General features: G+C 31.1%; 24 protein-coding genes and 2 tRNA genes. 1 reads left to right on the top strand and 25 read right to left on the bottom strand.

Going from position 1 to position 25,487, the window contains the following annotated elements; all coding sequences use genetic code 11:
- Positions 1-123 precede the first annotated feature (123 nt).
- The 15 genes from VOI54_RS14470 to VOI54_RS14400 form a co-directional block, all read right to left on the bottom strand.
- Positions 124-1,308, bottom strand: a complete 1,185-nt coding sequence (locus tag VOI54_RS14470) for a FecR family protein (protein ID WP_326283614.1) — start codon at positions 1,306-1,308, stop codon at positions 124-126.
- Positions 1,309-1,420: 112 nt separating this feature from the next.
- Positions 1,421-1,963, bottom strand: a complete 543-nt coding sequence (locus tag VOI54_RS14465) for an RNA polymerase sigma-70 factor (RefSeq protein ID WP_326283612.1) — start codon at positions 1,961-1,963, stop codon at positions 1,421-1,423.
- A 547-nt stretch (positions 1,964-2,510) separates the two neighbouring features.
- A complete protein-coding gene (locus VOI54_RS14460; protein ID WP_326283610.1) occupies positions 2,511-2,855 on the bottom strand; it encodes a hypothetical protein in 345 nt (114 codons plus the stop codon).
- Between the two features lie 94 nt (positions 2,856-2,949).
- Complete coding sequence (locus VOI54_RS14455; protein WP_326283609.1) at positions 2,950-3,627, bottom strand: LytR/AlgR family response regulator transcription factor; 678 nt, start codon at positions 3,625-3,627, stop codon at positions 2,950-2,952.
- Positions 3,628-3,668: 41 nt separating this feature from the next.
- A complete protein-coding gene (locus VOI54_RS14450; RefSeq protein ID WP_326283607.1) occupies positions 3,669-5,048 on the bottom strand; it encodes a sensor histidine kinase in 1,380 nt (459 codons plus the stop codon).
- Positions 5,049-5,582: 534 nt separating this feature from the next.
- A tRNA-Pro gene (locus VOI54_RS14445) sits at positions 5,583-5,657 on the bottom strand.
- 2 nt (positions 5,658-5,659) lie between these two features.
- Positions 5,660-5,896 carry a GIY-YIG nuclease family protein gene (locus VOI54_RS14440; RefSeq protein WP_326283605.1) on the bottom strand — a complete coding sequence of 79 codons (237 nt, stop codon included), beginning with the start codon at positions 5,894-5,896 and terminating at the stop codon, positions 5,660-5,662.
- Between the two features lie 181 nt (positions 5,897-6,077).
- Positions 6,078-7,058: a thioredoxin-disulfide reductase gene (gene trxB, locus VOI54_RS14435; RefSeq protein ID WP_326283603.1), complete on the bottom strand. Its 981-nt coding sequence runs from the start codon at positions 7,056-7,058 to the stop codon at positions 6,078-6,080.
- A 155-nt stretch (positions 7,059-7,213) separates the two neighbouring features.
- Entirely contained in the window at positions 7,214-9,343 is a 2,130-nt protein-coding gene (locus tag VOI54_RS14430; RefSeq protein ID WP_326283602.1) for a peptidylprolyl isomerase, read from the bottom strand.
- A 132-nt stretch (positions 9,344-9,475) separates the two neighbouring features.
- The gene (locus tag VOI54_RS14425; RefSeq protein ID WP_326283600.1) at positions 9,476-10,765 is read right to left on the bottom strand and encodes a hemolysin family protein; all 1,290 of its coding nucleotides are present in this window, start codon (positions 10,763-10,765) and stop codon (positions 9,476-9,478) included.
- Positions 10,766-10,960 (bottom strand): hypothetical protein, encoded by a 195-nt coding sequence (locus tag VOI54_RS14420; RefSeq protein WP_326283598.1) that lies wholly within the window; start codon positions 10,958-10,960, stop codon positions 10,766-10,768.
- Between the two features lie 59 nt (positions 10,961-11,019).
- Positions 11,020-11,574 carry an LPS export ABC transporter periplasmic protein LptC gene (gene lptC, locus VOI54_RS14415; protein WP_326283597.1) on the bottom strand — a complete coding sequence of 185 codons (555 nt, stop codon included), beginning with the start codon at positions 11,572-11,574 and terminating at the stop codon, positions 11,020-11,022.
- The gene (locus VOI54_RS14410) at positions 11,571-12,953 is read right to left on the bottom strand and encodes a tetratricopeptide repeat protein (protein WP_326283595.1); all 1,383 of its coding nucleotides are present in this window, start codon (positions 12,951-12,953) and stop codon (positions 11,571-11,573) included. The genes lptC and VOI54_RS14410 overlap by 4 nt, the downstream gene beginning before the upstream one ends.
- A 15-nt stretch (positions 12,954-12,968) precedes the next feature.
- Positions 12,969-14,279 (bottom strand): BamG family beta-barrel-assembly machinery protein, encoded by a 1,311-nt coding sequence (bamG, locus tag VOI54_RS14405; protein WP_326283594.1) that lies wholly within the window; start codon positions 14,277-14,279, stop codon positions 12,969-12,971.
- Positions 14,276-15,007, bottom strand: coding sequence for a type III pantothenate kinase (locus VOI54_RS14400; RefSeq protein WP_326283593.1), 732 nt, complete (start codon positions 15,005-15,007; stop codon positions 14,276-14,278). The genes bamG and VOI54_RS14400 overlap by 4 nt, the downstream gene beginning before the upstream one ends.
- A gap of 183 nt (positions 15,008-15,190) precedes the next feature.
- Between VOI54_RS14400 and VOI54_RS14395 the strand changes: the two genes are divergently transcribed.
- A tRNA-Phe gene (locus tag VOI54_RS14395) sits at positions 15,191-15,263 on the top strand.
- A gap of 181 nt (positions 15,264-15,444) precedes the next feature.
- Here the strand turns inward: VOI54_RS14395 and VOI54_RS14390 are convergent.
- From VOI54_RS14390 to VOI54_RS14345, 10 genes are all read right to left on the bottom strand, one after another.
- On the bottom strand, positions 15,445-17,205 hold the full coding sequence (locus VOI54_RS14390) for a hypothetical protein (protein WP_326283591.1): 1,761 nt from the start codon (positions 17,203-17,205) through the stop codon (positions 15,445-15,447).
- Positions 17,206-17,572: 367 nt separating this feature from the next.
- Positions 17,573-18,064: a hypothetical protein gene (locus VOI54_RS14385; RefSeq protein WP_326283590.1), complete on the bottom strand. Its 492-nt coding sequence runs from the start codon at positions 18,062-18,064 to the stop codon at positions 17,573-17,575.
- Between the two features lie 81 nt (positions 18,065-18,145).
- On the bottom strand, positions 18,146-18,382 hold the full coding sequence (locus VOI54_RS14380; protein ID WP_326283588.1) for a hypothetical protein: 237 nt from the start codon (positions 18,380-18,382) through the stop codon (positions 18,146-18,148).
- A 336-nt stretch (positions 18,383-18,718) separates the two neighbouring features.
- A complete protein-coding gene (locus tag VOI54_RS14375) occupies positions 18,719-19,123 on the bottom strand; it encodes a hypothetical protein (RefSeq protein ID WP_326283586.1) in 405 nt (134 codons plus the stop codon).
- 47 nt (positions 19,124-19,170) lie between these two features.
- Entirely contained in the window at positions 19,171-19,872 is a 702-nt protein-coding gene (locus tag VOI54_RS14370) for a hypothetical protein (protein WP_326283584.1), read from the bottom strand.
- Positions 19,850-20,332: a hypothetical protein gene (locus VOI54_RS14365; protein WP_326283583.1), complete on the bottom strand. Its 483-nt coding sequence runs from the start codon at positions 20,330-20,332 to the stop codon at positions 19,850-19,852. Before VOI54_RS14365 ends, VOI54_RS14370 begins: the two co-directional genes overlap by 23 nt.
- Before the next feature lie 230 nt (positions 20,333-20,562).
- Positions 20,563-21,138 carry a hypothetical protein gene (locus tag VOI54_RS14360; protein ID WP_326283581.1) on the bottom strand — a complete coding sequence of 192 codons (576 nt, stop codon included), beginning with the start codon at positions 21,136-21,138 and terminating at the stop codon, positions 20,563-20,565.
- Positions 21,139-21,142: 4 nt separating this feature from the next.
- The gene (locus tag VOI54_RS14355) at positions 21,143-21,841 is read right to left on the bottom strand and encodes a hypothetical protein (RefSeq protein ID WP_326283580.1); all 699 of its coding nucleotides are present in this window, start codon (positions 21,839-21,841) and stop codon (positions 21,143-21,145) included.
- Entirely contained in the window at positions 21,838-22,344 is a 507-nt protein-coding gene (locus VOI54_RS14350; protein WP_326283578.1) for a hypothetical protein, read from the bottom strand. The genes VOI54_RS14355 and VOI54_RS14350 overlap by 4 nt, the downstream gene beginning before the upstream one ends.
- A complete protein-coding gene (locus VOI54_RS14345; protein ID WP_326283577.1) occupies positions 22,328-25,402 on the bottom strand; it encodes a fibronectin type III domain-containing protein in 3,075 nt (1,024 codons plus the stop codon). Before VOI54_RS14345 ends, VOI54_RS14350 begins: the two co-directional genes overlap by 17 nt.
- Positions 25,403-25,487: the final 85 nt, after the last annotated feature.

Raw genomic sequence — 25,487 nt, 5'->3', positions numbered from 1 at the left:
AATTTGATTGTTATTAGTTGATTAAACAGTTAATTAATAATGATACAGCGGGGATTGAGTATTGTACTTTCCACGGTCTAAACTCTGTCCCCCTTTTTTTAGTAGTTGTACTAGAAAAAGGTCTTATTCTAATGTAATTATTTTTCCATTTATTTTATAGTTTTTGATTATACTTAAGGTTTTAATAGTTTCTAAAATTTCTTCAAGATCTTGGTCTTTCCCTAACACGCCTTTAAAGGTGATTTCTTCAAGCGCTTTACTTTCAAAAACAACATCAACATCATACCATCGGGAGATGACTTTCATTATATCTTTTAATGGTTTATTTCTAAAACAAAAGATGCCATCTTTCCAAGATACTTCATCCTTAACATCTACTTTAATAACTGAAATTGTATGGTTTGATACATCTAAAACAGATTGCTGACTTGGTTTTAAATTTTGACTTTTTTCTTCATAGTCAACTGCAACCTTCCCTTCTACCAGCGTTGTATAAATATGAGATTCATCTTTATAGGCTTTGATATTAAACGCTGTACCTAGAACTTCAACCTTCTGGGATTCGTTTAACACTATAAATTTACTTCCCTTGTTTTCCGTACTTGGGGTGACATCAAAATAGGCCTCTCCATATACTAATTCTACTTGTCTGTTCTGGCCTTCTAAAAACTCCTTCGGGTATTTTAGCTGAGTTTCTGAATTTAACCACACTTTTGTACCATCAGATAGCACTATATGGTATTGCCCTCCTCTTGGTATGGTCAAGTAATGGTACAAAAGCTCACTTTCCTTATTATCACCGGCCTGATAAACAATTTGCTCTCCATCACTATTTACATTCGACGTTTGGTAAGACTCCCCTTTTTCCAGAGCTATTTGAGAATTGTCTTCTAATGTTAATGTGGCCTTGTTTGTTCCTGGTTCAATTGTATTTGTATTGACTATTATTGGAGTATCTGCATCGTTAGCAACTTGATCAAGCAGATTATCCTTAAAGAAATAGGCAGTAGCCAATACTCCTACCAGTACAGCAGCAGCTGCATATTTATGCCAGGTCCTGTCAAATAATTTAAAAACCGATTTTGATTTACTTTGAGTCTTTCTAGACTTGGCCTCTATAGCCTCCCAGGCTTTATCTTTATTTATAGTTGAATATGAAGAAACCTTATCTACTAAATCTTCAATCTTAACATCGTTAGAAAAAGAGTGCTTCTGGTTTAGTTTCTCTAAATCTGCCTTTTCAGAATCTGTTAAAACCTTTAGCTTCTTTTTTATTATCAATCTCGATATGCGAAATATATCATTCATCTACAGGTGCATTTACATATAGAACAACTAATAATTAAAAAGGTACCATTAAAAATTGTATTTTTTTAAAAAAAATCAAAGACCAAACATTTAATCACTGTAAACAAGTGATTTAACTCATTATTAAAAAATAAATAAGTGTGTCGTATGCAATAAACTGCTCTCTTAATATTTTATAAGATTGCGATTTAAGTGTTTTAACGGTTTGAAGTTTTATTCCCAGGTCTTCAGCAATTTCATTGTTTTTAAGGCCCTTAAGGCTTAACTTAATAATTTCCTGCTTTCTGTCCGGAAGTCTACTGATAGCCTTATGGAGCTGCCTTACCACTTCTTCCTCAAGGATCTGCTTTAAAAATAAGGTATCATTCTCTAAAACTTGTACAGCTGTAGCCGCAAATTTATCCTTTACCTTATTATGCTTAATGACATTGTAACACTTGTTTCTGGTTATTTTATATAAGTAAGCCTTCAGTGATGTTTCGTCCGGAAACATACTTTCCTTTTCCCAAAGACCTACAAAAATATCCTGGACCAAATCTTCACATTCATCCTTAGAAAACAAAAAACGATTAGCGTATTGAACGAGTGACTCATAATACGTATCAAATATTTTTCTTAAATCGGTTTTTGTAAGTATGTGGCTACCAGCTACCAATTAGGGTCAATAATTAGGGTTATTGTCTTGCAAAATAACTAAAATAATAACAACTCCTTTGTTATATAAATATCAATTTTGTGTAAACGCATTGAAAAACATAATTAACTGCTTTATTTCAAACAATAATTTTTATAAGATATATAAGTGCATTGCCTTATTGTTTGAATACGGGTTTGGGGTTGGTTTTAGGCTTTGATATTTTACAGATGAGAGGATTTTGATAATCCAATTGCATCGTATTTGGTGCAAATACTAAAAGTAAGACTTACGTCTTTATCTTTTTTAGTGCTTGTCGGGATGACAGAACCAAATTAATAGTCTGTCATGTAGTATTATCACTGATAATTGTACAATAATCATTTTGGTTGTTCACCTAATTGCACACTATTTTCTGAAAGAACTATTAAAGAATAAAATTTGATTGTCTTTAATATCATAAAGATACAATTTTTGGCAAATACTTAAAATTAATATTTGTTCAACTCGTGGCTTTCCAGAAATGATAAAATAAGAAAGGGTTTTAAAAGAAAGAATATGCAGAAAATTAATGTATCCCTTTTAACTTATAGTCCAATATTTCATTGCTCTTTGAACTTACCTTAATATCAAAATTTTGCCCAACAAACAATAATTCTGGATGAACTACACCTTGTGTCTTTACTATCGACTGTCCAGTAATATCACTAAATTCGAATTTAAAGAACGATTTTCGTTTTTGCCCTAAAATAATTCGAACCTCTTCTATGGTAGCTTCAGTCCAATAGAATTCAGAATTAAGATTTTCTTTTCGATAAAAATTAAACAATAAAATCAGGGGTAGAATAATTCCAATTATGAAAACACAAACCAACACTTTTTTCCAATGTGTTTTAAAACTACAAAAGTTCATGTTATTTAGTTTTTAGAATTCGACACATGTTCAATACAATAAAAGTAACCAAATTATCTGTAATACAAATTAATAGGCATTGTTAGAGGACAATTTAATTGTTGATACAGTTTAAAAATAAATCTTTATAATTACCACTTATGGGGATTTTATAAGATTCAATACTCACCTGATTATTTTCTATTTTAGAAGTGTTTTTAATATTGATAATATAAGACTGATGAATTCTTATAAACTGAGTTGAAGGTAATTTTTCTATAATTTCCAAAAAGGTCATTCTTGATGAATATATTTTTTCTTTAGTTACTACATCCAAATAATTGCCTGATCCTTTTATGAATAAAATTGAATCATATTCAATTTTAAAGTTTTTAAATCCGTCCTTAAGAAAAAAATAGGTATTCAAATTGTTTTGTGAGTTGATTCTTCGTTTTACTTTTTGAATGGCAATTAGAAAACGCTCAAATTCGAAAGGTTTTAATAAATAATCAATTGCATCATGGTTATAGCTTTCTAATGCAAATTCTGCGTAAGCCGTCGTAAAAATCACATGTGGTTTTAACTTTAGTTCTTTTAACATTTCTAGACCAGATTTATTTGGCATATTTATATCAAGAAAAATTAAATCAATAGGGTTTTGCTTCAGAAAAATTAAAGCATTTTCTGCATTATTGAAATGAGCTATTAAATCAATATTTTTAATTTTAAGCAAATGATGCTCAATTACTTTTATTGCTTTTGGTTCATCATCTATGGCAACAGCTCTAATCATTCCTAATGGTGTTTTATTCTTACTTACTCTAACATTTAATGTTATTCAGCAATATTAATACTTAATTTTACCAAAAACATATTCTTTTCTTTTTTAACCTCTAAAGTATGTTTTTTAGGGTATACTAATTCTAAGCGTTCTTTTGCATTTTTAATTCCAATACCAAAACCACGTTCTTTATAATAAGTTTTAAAGTTTTCATCGTAACTGTTTACACACCTAAAATTAATAATGTTTTCAATACAATTTACTGAAACCGATAATTTTGAAGGTTTTGAAGGGTCAATCCCATATTTAAAAGCATTTTCAACAAATGGGATAAATAATCCAGGGCTTATGTTATGGTTCTCTATTTTACTAAATTGTAAATCTATTTCTGGTATTATTGCACATCTTAATTTTTGAATGACAATATAATCTTGTAAATATTTGACCTCGTTTTCTAGCGGAATAAAATCTTTAATAATATCTTCCTGCATATAACGAATTAGGTTAGCCAATTTAGCTGTACTCTCAGCAGTCCTAGAGGCGTTTTCTTCTAATGCTGTGGAATACAGTGTATTTAAAGTATTGAATAAAAAATGGGGGTTTACCTGTGATTTTAGAAGTTGTAACTCAGATTCTTTGGATTTTAACTTTGAATCCTTTTCATTGATTCGTTCTCTTGTATATGCATATAAGAAAGAAACAATCCAAATCACAAGATTTATAATAATATCATTCAATAGAAATCTATAGTTTATGTCATTCAAACCAAAACCGAGAAGAGAAAATGAAAGTGAAATGATTGCAGTTATGAAGGATAAAATTGTTAAAACCAGATATTTGATGTAGCGCTTCTTCTTTAATAAAAGTGGTGTTAAATAGAAGGTATTAATATAAAAGAATATTATAAAAATAGAGGTTGCAATAATATTTCGGAACTCAATTTTGTTTGGCATTATAAGAACATAGAAGAATATAAGACTTATTATTACACCATTTAAAATAAGCTCAAATCGTTTTATTGAAAAAACCCTTTTTAAAACTTTAATATCGATTACTAAAATACAATATAATAAAGCTATAATTCCCATAGGGATTATTGTTATTGCTAATGAACAAATTGATTCGAAGGTAAAGTATTCAAGCGGTTCAACCGAAATGCCTTTCCTCAAGAAAGCCGAATTACTTCTTTGAATAGCCCGTATCCAAGTCAGCAATACAGAATAAAAAATGGCGTATAAAATGGCTACGTAAAGATACTTTTTCCAATTCTTAAAAAGCAAAGGAATTATGTATAGAGCAAGAATGTAAATTGTGAAAATAAAGAAAAGAGCATCGAAAATCCCCCCTTGAAATAACTTCTGGTCGGTTTTTAAAATTCCAATTAATGTTACTGCAATACTAAAAATTGAAAAAACAGCAACAAAAGTATGCACAATTAGCTTGTACCTTGGTTTCAGAAATGATGATATATTCATATTATATTATTTTCGAGTAAAACTATATCATGTGATAAAAAGTAAAAAAAGAATGTTACATCTTAGTAATTTAATGTTATGAAATTATACTTTCGTGTGAAATTTAATTCTAAATCTTATAACATATTATAAGATTTCTATAACTAAAATTAGATCTAAGATTTAATATAAAAAAGGGGCAAAGCAAGAGGGTAGCGTGCTATCGCAGCGCTACGTTTCATTTGCTCCGCAAAGCCCCTGTTCATAGGGTGTTTGAAAAACGTGGAAAATTGAATAATTATAATTTGACGCAAAACCTCTGGAATCCCCTATAAATAGGCGTTTTTTTGCGTCAAACTTTGAAACAAAAAATACTGATAATCATACAATTAACAGTGTTTTGTTTTTACCTAAATATTAGGATTGTCAAGATGACGGAATTTTGATAATCCAATTACATCGTATTTGGTGCAAATACTAAAAGTGATGCCTTGGCATCACTTTTAGTGCTTGTCGGGATGACAGGATTTGAACCTGCGACCACACGGCCCCCAGCCGTGTACGCTAACCGGACTGCGCCACATCCCGATTTAATTTTTCTCTAGGAATCTTTTTATTCCTCGTTTCTTTATTTTACGCTCCAACTGCATAGCTTCAGAACGTGTTATGCAAATATACTTTTTCACCAATATCCAAGGTCGTCCTTTTGATGTATATTTCTTTCCTCCACTATTGTGAGTACTTAAACGCTTCTCAAAATTATTAGTATGTCCAACATAATACCTGTTCAAACTACTACTAAACAATATATAAACCTCAAATTTCAAATAAATAAACTATTGCAACCATTACGCCCTAGCGTAATACGCTAACCGGACTGCGCCACATCCCGTTTAAATTTCGGTTTCCAAAGAAAACACTTTTTGTTAAATTTTAAAACTAAAATTCAAATTTTATTATATAAAAAGCCGAAGCTATGCTCCGGCTTCCTTTAGTATCTTTTACTTTTTAATTATAAGTTGAAGTAGACACTTCAAAAGTGGCTTCTTTAGCCGCTAAATAACGCTCAGCATCCAAGGCTGCCATACAACCTGTTCCTGCTGCTGTTACCGCTTGCCTGTATACATGATCTGCCGCATCTCCGGATACAAATACACCTTCAACATTGGTTTTAGCGGTTCCCGGAACGTTAATGATATATCCTGTTTCATCTAAATCTAAAAAGCCCTTAAATATATCTGTATTAGGCTTGTGACCTATAGCTACAAAAAATCCTGTTGCAGGAATTTCATGTTTTTCTTCCGTTTTGTTATTGAAAACACGCACCCCGGTTACCACCTGTCCGTCTCCTAAAACTTCATCTGTTTCCGTATTAAAGAGTATCTCAATATTTTCGGTATTCTGTACTCTGGCTGCCATGATCTTAGAAGCTCTAAACTCATCTCTACGTACAAGCATAGTTACCTTTTTACATAATTTTGATAAATAATGTGCTTCTTCACAAGCGGAATCTCCTGCTCCAACAATCACGACTTCCTGATTTCTATAAAAGAAGCCATCACATACCGCACATGCTGAAACACCTCCACCAAGTTTTAAATATTTCTGTTCTGAATCCAAACCTAAATATTTTGCTGATGCTCCTGTAGAAATAATAACGGTATCACAATGAATCTCCTTTATATCATTTACCCATACTTTATGAATATCTCCGGAAAAATCAACTTTAGTAATCCAACCATCACGAATATCTGCATCAAAACGCTCTGCTTGCTTTTGTAATTCCAGCATCATCTCCGGTCCGGTAACACCTTCCGGATAGCCAGGAAAGTTTTCCACTTCATTTGTTGTTGTTAGTTGTCCTCCTGGCTGAGTTCCCTGATATAATACAGGACTCATATTAGCTCTGGCTGCATAAATTGCTGCTGTATAACCCGCAGGCCCAGAGCCTATTATTAAACATTTTATTCTTTCTATTGTATCTGACATAATCTCTATTTTTATCTTTACAAAAGTAGTTTTTTTGATAGAAAACTTACTTCTAAGTTATCAACAGTTTTTATCCAATAATAAGATTATATTATAAAAAAAAAGAGCCTCAGTGTATGAGACTCTTTTTTTTATATTTTTTTGATAAAGACTCCTTATTGAATCTGTGTTTTAACTCGGTTATCTTCAATATCTGCAGCTTCTTTCAAAGCATTATAAAGTTTTGTGTTTACAACATTAGACTTTTGCTGTTCCACTCTATTAGCTGCTGCCTGATAATTATCCAACTCTACAGCCGGTGTAACTTTAGTAACCTGAATCATATAAACACCTCTGTCTCCTTCTATTAAACCAGAAGTCTCTCCTTCACTTAAACCAAATGCTGTTCCTACAACTAATGGTTCTCTTCCCGCTCCTGATATCGTTGGGTTTTTCATATCAATCCCATTAGCAGTTCTTACTGTAGTACTTTCTGCTGCTGCTAAATCTTCTAATGTTGAAACTGATACTCTGTCTTTAATAGTTTGTGCTTTCTTTTCTTTTCTAACCAAAGGTAAAACCTTGGCTGTGGCATCTTCAACTGACATTAGTCCTTCCTTATGTTTTGCCACTAACTGTGCAATAACATAACCTCCGGGAATATTAAAACGTTTAATATCTCCAACCTCGGCACCATCTTCAAACGACCAACGCACTATAGGCCTTTGATTCCCTACTCCGGGTATGCTTTCATCCAACGCCTTTATACCATTAACAGGTCTAACGGTGTAATTATTTTCTTTTGCCACACTTTCAAAATCACTTTTTCCTGCATTGATTTCAAAACTTGAAGCATCTCTAAATACTTTATCTGTTGTTGTTTCAGAAGGTTCTATTTTTCTTGCTATAGTACCAACCTGAACAGCCTTTTTCTTATCTTTCTGACCTTCAATCTCTATGATATGAAATCCGAATACCGTTTTAACAACGCCTAAATCACCAACTTTTCCTTCAAACTCAAAATCATTGAATTCCGGAACCATAGTGTTATAAGGATGCCAGTCATAACGCCCTTCTTTAGCAAGGCTTCCTCTATCAGATGAAAATTCCTTTACTAACTCAGGAAATTTAGAACGATTAGTTTTTATAACAGCTAATAAGCTATCTGCAAGTGTTTTTGCTTCATCTTCTGTACGGGTTATGCTCTGATCTGAGCTTTGCGCTCCAAGAAATGGCACTAAAATATGTCTCACTTTAGCTGAATCCGGAATTTGCTTCACTGCAACTATTTTAGATACTTTAAAGGTTCCATTATCTTTATATGGTCCATACACTTCACCTTCATTCAGATTATAAATATCGTCTGCAAATTCAGTAGATAAACCGGGTTTAAAAACAAAACGGTTATCAAATTTTAAATCTGAAGCTGCTATTGAATTAATATATTCTTCGTTGTTCTTAACTTTTGAAAACGCTACAATAGTATCTTTTCTTCCTGTTTCATCAACTAATCTTCCGTTTACATAAGTTTCCAATTCTGCTTTAATGGCATTCTCATCTTCTACAGAAGCTTCTTCTTTAAATTCAATAAAACGAATATCTCTGGAAGCTTCAACTTCATATTGCTTTTTGTTTTCATTTATATAATCAGAGATTTCAGATTTTGATACTTGTACCGTACTATCCGGAATAGCTGAATAAGCCACTTGCACATATTTGATATCTACCTTATTTCCTTCAAATTTGTGCTCTAACTCCCCTTCAGTCAATGTCCCTGTTAGACCTGCCTTAACCATATTAAAGTAGTTTTGGTTTAAAGCATTGGCTGCTATCTGTTTTTCATAATTAATCCAGTTCTCATAGGCAGCCGGAGAAGTTTCTTTTAAATTAACAATGTATTCGTTTAATTTATTTTCATCAAATAATCCTGCTTCATTTAAAAATTCAGGACTTGTTGCTAATGCCGTTTTTAATAAATCTCTCATTTGATCTTTTTCAACAGAAATACCAAGTTCTTCAAACTGGATTTCCATAACAGCTTGTCTCACCTCCTGCTCCCAAACTCTATTCATGACCTGGGTGCTGGTTGCATTTGGCCCTGCTTGTCTTTGTGCAACCTCTACTTTTTGTAAAAAGTCTTCGCGAGTGATATCTTTTCCATTAATGGTTGCTACTACATTCTGTGACTTAGAGGTGAGGGCATCACTATTTTTAAACAAGTCTGCTAAAACAAAAGAAAATAAAGCTAATGCTATTATTAATATTAAGAATAGTGAACGTTGTCTTATCTTATTTAAAACTGCCATTTGTAAATTAAATTTTAATAATCCGTTATCCGGGATTGCTGTTAAGTTGGCGTCAATTATACAGTAACTGACAAAAATATCGTGCGCGAAAATACCATTTTCTATTTAATAATAAAAGCAGAACCTTGTATTTTAATCTTCTTCTAACACTTTAAGTTCTATAAGATCTATTTTGGTATTTGATACTTCTAAAATTGTGAATTGGTAGACCTCAATTTGAACAATCTCACTCTGATCCGGAATTTCTTCAGTATGATTTACAATAAGCCCTCCCAGCGTTTCATAATTTTCATTCTCGGGAAGGTTTATTTTATAGGTTTCATTAATATAATCCACTTCTAAACGGGCTGAAAACCTAAAAGTTGCTTTATCAATAGTTTCTTCTATTAAATCAACTGAATCATGTTCGTCCTCTATCTCTCCAAAAAGTTCTTCAACAATATCTTCAACAGTCATCATACCTGAGGTTCCTCCATATTCATCCAAGACCACCGCAATGCTCCTTCGTTTTTTTGTCAGCACATTAAGCACATCTTTTATAAGTACCGTTTCCGGCACAAATTCAATTGGCGTTAAAATTGACTTTATACTTTTTACGTTCTTAAAGAGTTCAAAAGAATGTACATAACCTAATATATCATCAATAGTGTCGTTATAAACCAATATTTTGGTTCTGCCCGTTTCAATAAAAAGTGTACTCAGTGATTTTATTGAATCATTAATCTCTACTGCAATAATTTCGGTTCGTGGCACCATAACTTCTCGGGCTTTCACTTCTGAGAATTCCAATGCATTCTGAAATATTTGTATTTCACTATCTACATCTTCATGGGCTTCTACAGATTCCATCTGTTCACTTATGTAATTCCCCAACTCTACTTTGGTAAAGGCTAATTGAATCTGATCACCTTCTGTTTTAAAAAAAACTTTCAAAATAAAATCTGAGATCCAAATCACAAAATCTGAGATAAAAGTGAAAATAATATAGAATATATAGGCAGGAAGTGCCAGTGTTTTTATTAGTGTATTGGAATAAATTTGAAAAAATACTTTAGGTAAAAATTCGGCTGTAATTAAAATGACAAATGTTGAAATTACTGTTTGTGACAGTAAATTCAGATCTGTTAGCAAATAATCTAAAAAAGCATTTGAGGTTGGTAATAAAGATTGAAACCAATTCATCAACATATCCCCCATAAAAAACCCATAAATAACCAATGCAATGTTATTGCCAATAAGCATTGTAGTAATGAATTTTGAAGGTTTTGCTGTTAACTTCCTTAAAGCTAATGCTATAAGTCCGTCCTGCTTTTTTTCGATTTCAATATGAATTTTGTTTGAAGACACGTACGCAATCTCCATTCCTGAAAAAAAGGCCGATAGCATTAATGAAACAATTATGATAATTACATAAATGCTCATTTATTTTGAGTTATTTCTTTTATCAAATTTCTTAATAAAATTTCTTCTAAAGAAAAACACAAAAATAGCTGTAGCTGAAAGTAATATTGACGGGTAATCAATGGTTCCTGCTTCAGTATACTTTGTAATGGCCACGTAAGCAAAATAGATTGCAAAAATGAGATAAGCGTAAAGAAAAACCCTGGAAAATTTCATTATTAAAATGTTTAGACTGTAAAGATACTTAAAAATGAGAAAGGGTTTTTATTGAAAACTCATTCTTCTAAAGTAATAATACCTGTTACTTCTAATACTTCAGCGTTTGTAAATTTAGAATTAGAATCAAAACCATTACCATTTATAAGGTCTTGTTCTGTTTTGAAAGACACTGGTTTATTAGTATACAGCCATTCTTTCTTGTTATCATAATACAATTGATCGGTTTTTAAAACTTGATTATCATGGGTGGTAATAACCACATTATCCTGCATATCAATGAGGTTTGTTTCTACATAAAAAAAGGCATTATCTGCTACTACTGTGCTTTTATTATTGTCTTTATCATATACATATAGTGTTACACCATCAACAAATTCACGAAATGGAAAATCTCGATTAGAATAATTTATAGCTTTTGTGCTTAATAAATTTGCAGTAACCCTACCCGAATCAGTATATTTTAAATTCAGGTTATAGTCTACTTCTATGGGGTCATTTTCAGATATTCCAAGTTTTTGAACCTGATCAAAACTATCATTACATGAAAAAAACATAGTCACAGCTAACACTGTGACTATGTTTAATATATAATATTTATGTTTTACTATCATTGAATAGCTGGTACTTTCACAGATGCCCCTATCCAACAAGCAATTTTTATGGTTTCTCCAGCTCTTCCTGAACTGAAAATTTCTCCTTTGTTTGGTGCTTTTGCCAAATAGTTAGCAATATTCTTTTCTGCTGCCTTTTTCACTGTAGGGTCAACTCTCGCTGCTTTTCTTGCTTCGTCAGCTGCTAACCAATATACGGCTCTTTTATCAAAAGGATTATTACCACAATTATTGGCACTAGCCGCATACATTGAAGCTATTGCTATATATGGCCTTCCGTTTGACGGATTAAGTTTTGATACTTGTCTGTAATAATTTCTTGCTTTTCCATAACTTCCTTTAGCTTTCATTTTTGTAGCAATTCTATAGTAAAGCTTTGATTTTTTGAAATTATCAGTTTCTAAACTAATGGCTTGCTCATAAAACTTAATAGCTTCAGATGATTTTTTTTCTTTATCCTTTAATAAGCCTAAATAATATGCAGAATTAGCAGAAGGACTTAATTCATGGTAAGCATTAACTAACTTAAAGAACAAGGGATCATCTGTACATTCTTTTTGAGACATTTTTCCTGCCGCTCTCTGTAACCAAATAGCATTGGTCTTGTTAGCTTCAAAGTCTCTTTGGTATAATGGAATTAAATTTTCACAATTTGCTCTGTCTCCTAATTTTTGGTCAATACTTCCAGAAATTTGATCGTAAGCTTTTAAATAACTTTCATAAAATCTTTTATAACTCCCTTCTTTTTTAGTCAATGTTGTGCCGGCATCTTTCTTTTGAATTAATTTGTTTAATTTCTCAGAGTAATTTTTCACCTCATCTTCAACTTTTTCAAAAATATCATCATATTTATTGAATAAATCTGCTGCCGGTTTTTTTCCTCCATCATACAAGTCTACCATTAAAGAAAAATAAGTATACAAACTTTTGGGGTTTGTAAATGAATCTTTATCCATGTGATAGGCATCATCAAAACATGCATATAACTCATCTTTAGATAAGCTTAAAGCCTCCCTGTTATCATATTTTAACTGGCATGCTTTTGCAAGATACTCTCCCTTAGGTGTTTTACTTGTAAAATGCTCTCCTCTTTGCTCCCATAATTTAATTAAATCGTTAATAAAAGCTATTTTCTCTGCTCCTGTAGCCTTTTTTATCTTGTGATTTAATATTTTCTCGCCATCAACATAAATGGCGTTATTAAATTTAGGACACTTATTTCTTACTGCCATCCATGGCTCATAGGCTGCGTCATAATTCTTAGCTTTTACGTATTCATGGAATATAGAAAGTTTGGTTATGCATTCTTCATCTTGCTGAGCAAAACCAAAACTTAACCCTATAAACAATAAAAAAAGTAATGTAATTTTTGTTTTCATGATAATAATTGTGCTTTATTGAAATTTTCTTTTCTGAAACCATCTATCGTTCAAAGATAAACTTAATTGGAAATTAATAAAATTCTCTTGTATTAATTTGCTATTAGTAGTTCCTCTTTGGCCAATTTCGAATCCTATATTAGCATTTGACAACAATCTTGCATCCCCAACTGGTATACCTACTCCAAAAGATATGCCAAACTCATTAATGGACTCATTATTAATATTTAAACCTGTTTTTTCAAATCGTGCTCCTGCTCTGTAAACACTGCGTTTAAGGAAACTTGAAAACGAATTGTATTGTGGAATATAAAAGCCTCCAATTGAGATTATAGAGCCATCTTCATAAGATGTATCTACACTACTGTACAAAATATTTGAAAAATTACTGGTCTTTTGAGTGGTATATTCAGCTCCTAAAAACCAGCTTCTGGGTTGTCCTATTCCCAATCCAAACGATAATTTAGACGGCAATGTTAAATCCGTATCTACTAAGCCTAAGGCCCCCAAGTCCACATCAATAGTATTTATAACAAATTCCTGCCCTGAACTTGAGTTTAAACTTATTGTTGAAATTGATCGTTCATTATTAGAATCGATAATACTTTCCGGCGCATAGGTTAAACCTGAAACAAGTTCTAATCTTTCAGTTATTTTGGTTTTATAGGTCAATCCAAAATTCAAACTCAGGCCACTTAAGTCAGATCTGTTATTTTCACGAGATTGACGTTCAATAGGTATGCCGTCATCATATTGAAAAGCTACTATACTATTTTGAATATTTCCAAAATTATAATGTAAATCAACACCAATAGATAGTCCCTTTGCTAATTGATAACCTGCTCCAAGAAAAACTTTATTAAGTCCTCCCTCACCTGTAAATCTATTTTCCAGATCTCCGCTTCCATTTAAAGATTCTAGTCTATATCCTACAGAGGTATAAGGCATGAGTCCAAACCCAAAACCTAATTTCCCTACGGGTATTGACATTGCCAGATAATTAAGAGCAGTAGCAGAAGCCTTTCCTTTACTAGTTTCGCTTTTTAAATTCGTACTTTTATAACTGCCCCCAACTGCTAATTTAACCGGTCTACTTTCATTACCCCAAATGGCTAGGTTTTCACCAGCATATGAAGCCGGGTTACGAAGGTTTACATGAATACTATCTGTATATATACTAAGCCCTCCCATACTCCTGTTTTCAACAGTTCCTTTGAAATTAAGGCTTCCAATACCATAAAAAGAATAAGGTGAGGCCGTTGCCTGCTGACCATAACTTTGAATTGCAAATATTGCAATAAAAACTAATACAAGTTTTTTTATCATTCGTTTGAGTTAAATTGTAAAATATAATTCAATCCCTCTAAAAGAAAATTAGAATTGGCAAATATGCTACTTTTTAATTGTTTAGACAAGAATTTAGCATCCCCTCCTGTTAAAATAACTGTTAAATCTGAATATTTGCGTTTATAAAGTTCAATAGTTCCTTCAATTTCATTTAAAACACCATATACTACACCTGAGTGAATTGATGCTTTAGTTGAGTCTCCAATAATACTTTTAGGGGCATCTAATTCTAGTAACGGCAAATTTGCTGTTAAATTATTTAATGACCTATAACGCATGACCAACCCTGGAGAAATTGCTCCTCCTAAGTATTCATTATTCTGGTTAACAAAATCGTATGTAATGCAGCTTCCGGCATCAATAATGAGTACATTTTTATTTTGAAACTGATCAACAGCAGCACACACTAGTGCTATTCTATCAACTCCTAATGTTTTTGGGGTCTTATAAAGATTTACAAATGGTAATTTGATTTTAGAATTTAAAACCAAAACGTCAAAATATTCAGAGATTTGTTCAGCGTCTTTTTTATTAAGCCTACCCACGGAAGAAATAATAGCCTTATTTATAGATCTGAACTTTTCTTTTACAGCTTTAACCTGTCTTAAAACTGTATTTATCTCAACGATCTCTTTATACTTTAATACACTTCCTTTAAATACAGCAAGCTTAACAAAAGAATTCCCAACATCAATAACTAAATTCATCTATCTTTTAAAAAGCCCTAAATTTACAAAACCAGATTTAATAATAATTCAATGTTATTATAATCTTAACAATAAATGAGTTATCTCACTGTTTAAAAAAATATATTAGAAATATATCATTTTTTACAATTTTAGTTTGGCGAATAACAAAATTGAATTTATATTTGCATCCGCATTTAGCGAGGTACCTTAGCTCAGTTGGTAGAGCAAAGGACTGAAAATCCTTGTGTCCCTGGTTCGATTCCTGGAGGTACCACGAAAAAATCCCGAAACTTCAATGTTTACGGGATTTTTTGTTTTACAGCGTGCTAATTAGGTAGGAGATCAGTTCATTGGAGTTGTTGAGTAAAAGTATTTTAAACTCCTCTTGATATTCTAGAGTGTTTGTATATATTGTTATAGAATTGTATAAAGGGTTGAGTATCGATTGAGATTTATTACTTCTTTTTCTTGGGCTTACCAATATCAAAGGCATAGGCATAACCAAAAGTCACTGTTACCTCATTTAAAGCATCTTGATTGGTTACACTTCTAAATACTTGAACTGCATTTAGATTTAAATTATGTTTTTTTGCAACAACCATAGATACATTGGTTCTAAAATTAAGAACACCTGTTTTTATTGCTTTGTTACTATTGGTATTATAAGCTATTCCAAATGTTGAGTTGAGTTTGTTCTCAAAAAACTTTTTACTAATACCTAAAGCACCTCCGTACGCATTGCTATTATCTCTACCAATATCACTGTATGTGTAATTTAATGACGTAGAAATGTTTAAACTCTTTTCGGGGAATCCAATCGTGTATACCGCATTTGCATTGTGAAAATTATTTACCTGTCCAACACGTATAATTCCTGCTTGCTCATTTGCCGATGATGCTAAGCTATAATTTAAATTCAAATTTTGACTGTTTTTTTCTCCTTCTACCAATACCCAGTTGACATTTATATTGGCATTTTGAGAGAGCTGCTTAAAATCTAATGCTTCTAAATCTTCATCGGTAAGATCACTATCATTTATATCATCAAATTGATTTAAATTTTTATTGGTATGGGTAGAAAAATTAGAATATGCCCCAGTAATCATGATTTTGTCTGTGACTTTTAATGTTGCATTAACGGCACCAACCAATCTACTAGTTGCTTGTGTTTTTTGATTTTCTAAATCATCACGCTGATACCCTACATTAAATGATAGGTTTAACTTATCATTTAATAAGGGACGCGAACCATTCAATGTAATGTTTTCAAAATCATTGTTAAAAAAGTAAGCTCCGAGAGTTTCATATCCTGGATCTATTCGTTCATAGGCCAAACCTATTTTCATTTGATCCAATTGAAAATCAAAACCTAATTTATAGGCATCATAATATTCTGTAGAACCTTTACTATTAAACAGTAAACTTGCCAAACCATTCCCCTCATCACTATTTTCTGCTCTTGTGTCTTGTGTAATAGCTGTAGAGGCATACTCTGCTTTTATGGTATAGTTTTCTGCAATAGTTAATTCTCCATCTAACCCAACTACTAAATTTTCTTTAGGTGTAATGTTCCTATCATCAGGTACTACTATAATAGAGTTTAGTTTATCTTTTGCATAAAAACCTATAAGCCCAACTTTATAGGTTTCTTTTTTCCATCCTAATTTTGTACCATAACCCATCCGCTCAAATGCAGGTAACGTTTGTTGTTGCCCATCATCTTCAGTAGCTTTTAGTAAACGACCAACCATAGCACTAATACTAAAAGAGCCTTCTGGTGTGAGTTCTACTCCCCCTCCTGTGAATTGATGCCCGCTTAAGGTATAGGGAGAAAATGTCATAGCCACATCTCCGATATGACTTTGTATCCATTTGTATTTAGGGTGAATGCTTAGTCTATTGAACTTAAATGGCGTTTCATAACTTATATTACTACCCTGGTTAGAAAAACTATAACTAAGTGGCATGCTAAAGGTAAGCCACCCTATATTTAAATTTCCTTGTAGAAAATAGGTAAATGGTTCTCGTGAGCTACGCCCGTTACTATTAAAAAAAACACTATTAGTTGAAATGCCTCCATTTATTTTTAAAGGGCTGTTTTTTATTTTATTTACCGTTTTACTGCCTATGTTTTCTAAATCCTGAGCTATAATTCCTAAAGAGAATAAGCATAGTAAAACAACTGGTAGTGTTTTTTGTGTGAGGTTAAGTTTCAAAATTAATATTTGGTATCTTTTATTTTATATGGAATTTATATTAGTTACTCATTGTTTATTTTCTTTTAACTGTTTTCTCTCACCTCATCACGAGTAGGGGCTCTCACTGGTAAGGTGAACTTTTTAATATGGCTTTTTATAACTACACGGTTGCAAAACTTATAAAGTATGCACCTTGTTTGTTATGAAATTTATACTTTCTTCTCATTTTATATTCTGTTTCTATCCCAATTACTAATATTGTCGCGAGCGGGACGCTCGCGCTAGCAGGGGGATGCCTTTAAAATTATTCTAACCCCGTTGTCTTCCTGAGCATTAATAAGAAAAGAGGTTAAGAATATTATTATACTCAGTATAAATTTATATTTCATTTAGTTTCGTTTTTAAGTTGCTTTATTTTTTTTGTGACAATCCGTTCAAATACCCAAATTATAAAAATCGGAATAAACACAAATATGATTGTATTCCTATTAGACCTTTCGTATTTTTTTTTATTAAATTCCTTTTCATCTGATTTTCTAATTTTTACACCACTTATTCCTTTTGCACTCCAAACCAAAAGTGTATCACCCAAACTCACCCCAATACCTTTTTCTTGATGACGAGGAATGATACCTAATGACAAACTCTTCTTTTCTTGATTAATATATCCATGAGCAGTAGCAGAATACCCTGCATTTCTTGATCTTGTGGAAAAGGAATCGATAACCATTTCTTTTGATTCCATCCTATCTGCATATTCTAATAAGTTATGGTAAGAATAAAATTTACCGCCATACCAGAATAAAAAAAATATTGAAATTACCTGAAGTGTTATAAGTACAACTTGGACTCGTATTAAATTTTTCTTTTTCATCATTCTCCTATTTCTAATTCGCTCCAAAATTCTCGATATATATTAAGTATTCGAAAATGGCTATTAATTTAATCAGTTCAGTTCTTAGTTTACGCATAAGTTTGGAAATTGTAGGCGAAATTCACCATATGTATATATTTTACCTGTTTTTAAATCTTTGATAGTTTCTACCCAAACATTTTCGGGAAAATCAAATCTACTTATAATTACTTGATCAGCTCCACCCATAAATTCAGGAGCTTTTACTGGCCATGAACCTACTTTACCAACGGCTAATTTTTCACCTTTTGGAATTTTAATAATAGCCCCCCTGTAGCGCAAGCGTCACGCTTGTGCCGTTAAACATACTAAGCCTATTATTACTTACTATCATATATCTATTTTTAAAATTGTTTGATCTTCTTGGTAATTCCTTACGCTACTATATTTCCAATCTATTGGGTTGGTAACAAAACCGCATTTAAGAATCATTTTATAAATATTTTTGAGGTTGAATTATACAAATATCCTTCTTTAGAAAGTAACATAACTTCATTTCCAAAACCCGTCATCTCTCTAAGTATATCAAGGTTGCTAAGGTCTTTTAAAAAAATTAGCTAACCAGCTCCGCAAAGTCTCCCGACTTTGAGCTATTCAACTCTTTACTCCCCTTTAAGCTTATTCATTTTTTTTGATAAATGTTATTAATTCATCTAAATTCACCCCTCCGTCACTACCTATATATTCCCTTTTAAAATTAGAAAAGGAATCTATTATTAATGAAGTTTTATATTTTTTTAAAATTTCTGAAAAACTTCTAAAAAGACTTTTATTTTCAACAAAAAAAGAATCATTTATCTCGTTTATAATTATAATATTATTAGTTTTTTCTTTTCTAAATTTTATTAGATAAGATTTTCCATTATTATAATTTATAACAACTTTAGATATAAAATCTACAGGGGTACTAGGGTCTAGTATTAATAACTCGGGTGTGTTTTTAAATCTCATAACTGTTTTTGCTGTTTTTAAAATTCCTTTATAAGATTTATTATAATTTTCAATCTTGAAATTATCAACCAAAAAAGGATGACTTACTGTAAATTGATATTCTTTTAAAGGAGAATTAATTAATGCATTTCTGAATTTTTTAGAGTATCATTAAAAGATCTATTATCATAGAATTTTTCTTTTAATTTGCTATCAAAATCATTTATACTTAATGATAATCGTCTCATCGATATTATATTATTCACAGTTGATTCAGAGATGATCTTTGAAATGTTTTTATCTTTACTTTCTTTATCAAAACACTGCAATAAAAATTGCGGAGTTGTATTTCCTAATAAAAGAAGTATTTGGTTTTGATTAATTAATTTACTTAAATACCATCGATTATTTATTTTTTCTAAAACTAATAGACTTACCCAAGGAAAAGGCAATTTTTCAAAAATCATAGAATATTTTACATAGGCAAACTCCCTTTCATTATGTCTAAATAAATAGGCAGATTCTAGTTGAATGTAATCCTCATTTTCATATTTTTTAACAGTATCAAAATGTTCTTGGTTTCTTGAAATGGATTTAGGCTTTACAAAATAATCACTTAATGCCCATTCTAAATTGTCAGCAGATAAATACGACTGCAATAAACCTTCAATTTTAGAATAATTTATTTCTTTTTGAGATTCTACTTGATTTATTCTTAATGGAGGTGAATATAATTGATATTTAATATCAATATCCCTATTCACTTCTACAATAAAACCCTGTCCTAATACTATTGTATTAACACATATAAATAAAATGCTAAATATTATTATTCTCTTCATTTTTAATTTTGCTTAATCTTATTAAATAAACTATTGCAGGAATAGAACCTAGATAAAATAAAAGGTGAATAAATATCTTTCTATAGCTTATACCTTTTATTTTATCTGTTTTTATTATAATTTTATCAATGTCTTTTTTATACCAAACATCAAAATAGTTTCTATTCTTTTTATCTGTTTTTTTTGATTTTTCTAAAATATTATATGGATATCTTAATTTTCTTATTTTATTTGAATCATCCAAATACCCTCCTATTATTTGAATTCCTTTGGTCGTAACATGGTCATTAACCATATCTGAATACTGATACTTAATATAAAACTTTTTCGTTTCAAAATTTTTAGAATAGTCAAAGCATAGATAATATAAAGTTTTTGAATACTTAAATCCTGTCAATACATCTGCCGATATGAAAAAAAAAGCAAATACTAGAAAAATAATAATCAATAATTTTCTCATTTATTTTAGTTTAGCAGGGAATTTATACTTTCTATTCATTTTATATTCTGTTTCTCCACTTTCTTACTCATATTGTCACGAGCGGGACGCTCGCACTAGCGAAGGGGTTTTTCTAATCAACCAAAACAGCTAAATCATTTCTTAATTCTTCAATAGAAGAAATTGTTTTTTTTAGATGCCCAACCTCCCGGCAATTAAAATTATTATGTGCAGCTTGGTTTTGTACAATTTTACTCGTCTAAATATTTTGATAAGGAATCTTTATTTTCTTTAATTACTTTACCTAGTTTTTCTATGTTTAGAATACCATTTGCATCTTTTACTAATGGCTTTAGTTTATTTATTTCTGGATACTTAGAGTTATTCTCATTGTTGTAAAATTGCCAAAAAGATTTATTAGAAAGTTTTAAAACTTCTTTAATTTCTTGTATTATTTTTAAAGAAGATATATTAGTATAGATTTGGCTTTCTTTTTCACCATGGTTATTCACTGTATTAAAATTTATACAAATAACGTTCTCATCATTCCATAGAAATTTTAAAACTGATTTAATTTTTAAATAATTTCCTGAAGCATCTTGAGATGTAAATAATACTGAATCTTTATAGTTATTTTGTAATTCTTGAAGAAAAGGATTTTCTTTCAATTCAGTGTTTTTATAAATTTTATATTCATAAAAATTACAATATGAAACACTATTCAATCCATAAGAAAAATGACCTTCTACAGTTTTACCTTCAGTATTAATCTGTGAATAAGTATTTACAAATAATAACATCAATAGTATAAGTAATAATTTTTTCATAATGCTATTTAAATAATCTATTAGGGTCTAAAATTGATTTTAAATTTCCTCTACTCTCGGTTAATTGTTTTTGTAAATCATTGAGTACATCATTAATGTTTATAATACCATTAAATTGATTTAAATTTAAAATTTGATTTAAATTTGAATTATCTGATCTAGTATTGTTAAAAATATTATCAATATATTTTGTATCAATCATTATCATGAAAAATGAAAATTGACTTATTTCTTCTTCTGAAGTAGTAAACCACCTTTCGCCTCTTTTCTTCATTGCTTCTGCGTAACCTAATACTGGTTTTTTATTATCAAGTAAGTTGTATTTAATAATTGCATATTTAAAACCGCTTGCTTCAAAAGAAACTTTGTATAATAATTTCACATAGTAAGCTTCAGGACTAACTTGTTTTATATATGCAAAATCTTGAGAACTATTTTGTTTTTTTTCTTCTCTGTTAAAATTATACCAATCCAAGTTTGTTGCAGATATAACAGATCTCATTAATTGTTCAGGGCTTTTGTTCTTTACTTTATCAAAGCTGTTCAATTTCTCTATCTTAAAATTTTCAGGATACTTAAATATTTTAAAATTTTTAGTGATTTGATTAATTCTAATTGTATTTGCACAATCCACTTGTTGCTCTTGCCCATAGCTTGATAAATACGATGTTGTAATAAGAAGTATAAGTGTAATTTGTTTCATTTTTGAATTATTTTAATTGTTTTAATTGTTTTATAATGCAGAAAAACAGCAATTGAAAATAAAGTAACTATAACTATCCATTTGCCTAATTTCCCCCAATAATTTATTGATTTATTAATAGTTAAATATTTCCATTTGAGAACTCTTGCTTGAGTTTTACTCAAAATTTTCACTTGTATGGTATCCTCTTTTTGGACATTAGATATAAAATCTGATATTATTTTAATCTCCGGATTAGGCATATCAACTGTAGCTGAATATGGAGAGTTTTCAAATTTACCCTTGCTTATAATTTTAAAGTCAAATATTGCATCGCCTCCAAATCCAGCCGAAGAACCACTTTTATTAGAAACCTCTATTTTTTTAACTATTGCGTGTTCTATATCTCCATACAAAATATGTTCATTCCATTCAGAACGAATTAAGAGCCAAGAGAAGAATAGTGGTGGAATACTTAATAATAAAAAAAGTCCACTAACTAATATTTTAATCCCTAAACTCATCGGTTTCCATATTATATATTACTTCCTTAACTTTTCTAATATTCCATAAAATATCTGAACATGTAAAATCTTTATCTAAAGGACCTAGTTTAACAGTTGCTGTGAATGCATACATTAGAGGATTAATATATAATCTGCCTAATATTTCATGCTTATTCCCCTTGTAAGGATATTCAATTTTCCCTCCTCCTGTGATATTAATTTTTCCACCTCCTACAACTCCAACAATAAGGTTACCTTCATCATCTTTTACACCACCTCCAATTGTTAATCCTACTTCTCCTTTTACTTTTATTCCTCCATTTGATAAAATTTTCTTTTCTTTAAATTGGTTTCCTTCATGATAAAATATTTCATCTTTCAAAATAGATACATTTAATCCAGCTCCTAATTGCGCATAAATTTCTCCTAAACCCAAACTATATCCAAAAACAGAAACTGCTAATCTTTTACCACATTTTAGTTCTATAATATTATCGGCAGCAGCTTCAAATTGAAAACGTTTAGTCTCTAAAATATGTCTTGAGATATTATCTTCTCGATTAAAATTAATCCATTTAAAGATTATTTTTTTGTCAAAATTCTTAAAAAAATCAGCTTGACATGGCATTACAGTACTCGCAACATCAGAAACCTCATTAACTACTTTGAAAAACTTTAAAAAGTTTTTTATTTTATTTGCATAACTTTTTGTTTCTTTATATTCGTCCACCCATTCCACATCTACACTTTTTTCAAGTGCATTAGGATTGCCAGCATTAACCGAAGTAGTTATAATATTATCACTTTCCTCTAAACTTCTGGTTACATTTGTTTTTGCAGTTGAAAAATATTGACTTTCTCCATCATAAGACCATTCTATACTGCTTGGAGGCATTAAATTGAGTTCTAACTTTGGGTCTATATGTAAACCATATTTAACTGTTTTAACATCTTTAGTTAGGGATGGTGGATTTATTAAATACAAGGTTTCTCCAGATTTGGCTAATCGCTTTTGGTTATGTAAAGCATACAATTCTAGTAGTTTAAATTCTTTGGATTTTCGCTTTATAGTGACCTGTATTTTTTTATCATTATAATTGACTACGACATCTAGAATATGTGTTTTTTTCATATCTATACCCAAATTATCATGCATGGTTTCGTTAGTTGCGTAGGCCGATGTATTGTCTGTTCCTCCTTTTAAAACTTGCCAATTAAACGTAGCATCTTTAGGATAGTTTTTTAATAAAAGGGCAAAATGAGGTTTCTCTTCATGGTATTCAACTTCTATAACATCCCCATCGTTATAGTTTTTATTTTCATACACTATTACCACTTCAGTGTTGCCGGTGTTTGATGAATTGTTCCCAGAAGAACTTGTGTTAGTTCCAGTATTTGAAGAGTCTGTATTATTAGAAGTATCTGTATAGGAATTGGTAATATTGGTATCAGTGGTATTTGAATCATTATTACCAATGTTATCAACATTTGTGTTATCATCAGTATTTGAACTCGTGTTACCAGAGTTATTCTGATCATTTGCATTTTCATCTAAATTTGAGTTATCATTTCTAGTATTACCATCGGTTATACCTGAATCGTTATCACCTCCAAAAACCTCATCTATAATATCATCTACACTCTCAACACTGCTCCAATTAGGATCATACGTCGTTTTTACAACCCCATCATATAGTTGGTAGTCTGTATTTATTTTAATCCTGCTAAATTCTACGGCTATTTTGGTATCTGCTAAATACGGTACTACAATAAAGCCCTTACCACTAAATACACCTTTACTACCTTGTATTTCTTTTACCGTTACAGGAAAATCACCAGCCGTAAAGGTTTCGTTTATTCCTAAATTACCTAAAGGGTTGGTATTGGCAATATCTATTTCGGGTACTATCCCACAACTATAACTTACGGTTTCATCTGCCTTTGGCATGGTAAACTGGTTGGGTGTACTGTAGGTATAATAATGATTCTGATCAGTCAGAGCATCGCAACTTCCTCCTACCCTAAACTCGTAGGTAATGCCTGCTTGTAGGTTACCTATTTGGGTTTGGTTGTTATATGAAAACACTTCAAACCATTCGTGATTTTCTTTTTTAGAGGTATAGCCTTTTTCTTTTTGGCCTTTTTTGCTGCGTTTCTTGTTTTTTTGTTCTCGCTTTTCGCGTTGTTTATCGGTTTCTTGGGTATAACTTACTTTTCTGTATTGTATGTGATATTTATTATGATCGGGGTGCGTTTGCCAGCTTATTTTTACGCGCCCTGTATTTAAAGGTTCTGCCAATCTATAGGTTGGTGGATAACAGGTGTTGGTGTATTTAAAATAATAAATCTCACTATAGCCATTATTCCTGAATACTGAGTTTTCACTTAACCCTGTGGTAGATTTTGCTTGTACGCGCCATGCATAGGTACGCCCCGGATATAATTGTGGCTTGCTTATATTATATAATAAGGTGGTTGAAAAGGTGGTTTCGGTATGATATGGTGATGATGCCAAAAATCCTGCTTGGGGATCTATTTGGGTGTCCCATATTTCCCGGAGTTCAAACTCGTAACTCACATTGGTAGCATTGGCATGACGCGGTGTCCACTGGAAAATAATATTGGTTGGTTTTATATCGGTGAGTTGAGCACCACGATTGGGTACATTAAGTAATGGTGGATCATTCAATAATAATAAGATGTTTGAACAGCCCATATTGGGATCTGAGATACGTTGTCCTGTTAAAAAGTCGTAAACTTCCCAACATATTTTATAAGTGCCATCAGGTAATGGTTGATTGTATTGTTGCGGATTTATACCTACTAAATTGTTTAACTGGAAATAGGGTGCTAAATCTATATTGGTAAGTTGCTGTTGTATGCCTCCGTTTAAGAAAATAAATGGTGCTCCTGTTACAAAGTCTACAGATTGTACATTTATGCCGTGCCCTTGTATTTTTAGTTTTAAACGGACTTGACGGTTGCTAACATTTACATCTGTCATGGTTAAATACAAGCGTAGTTTTACATCTATAGATGTTGTATAACTATTTAATTTGGTGTTATAGGGCGGCATGATAGACTGATTGACTTGTACTGGAAAGCGTTGAGCGGTTACCAGTTGGCAGAATAGCAGTAGGCTGATTGCAGTTAGCAGTCTT

Origin of the sequence: Alterotamlana spongicola (assembly GCF_035818475.1) — a bacterium.
Taxonomy (GTDB): domain Bacteria; phylum Bacteroidota; class Bacteroidia; order Flavobacteriales; family Flavobacteriaceae; genus Cognatitamlana.
Note: the sequence above shows the minus strand (reverse complement) of the source record. Positions and strands in the feature narration are given on the sequence as shown.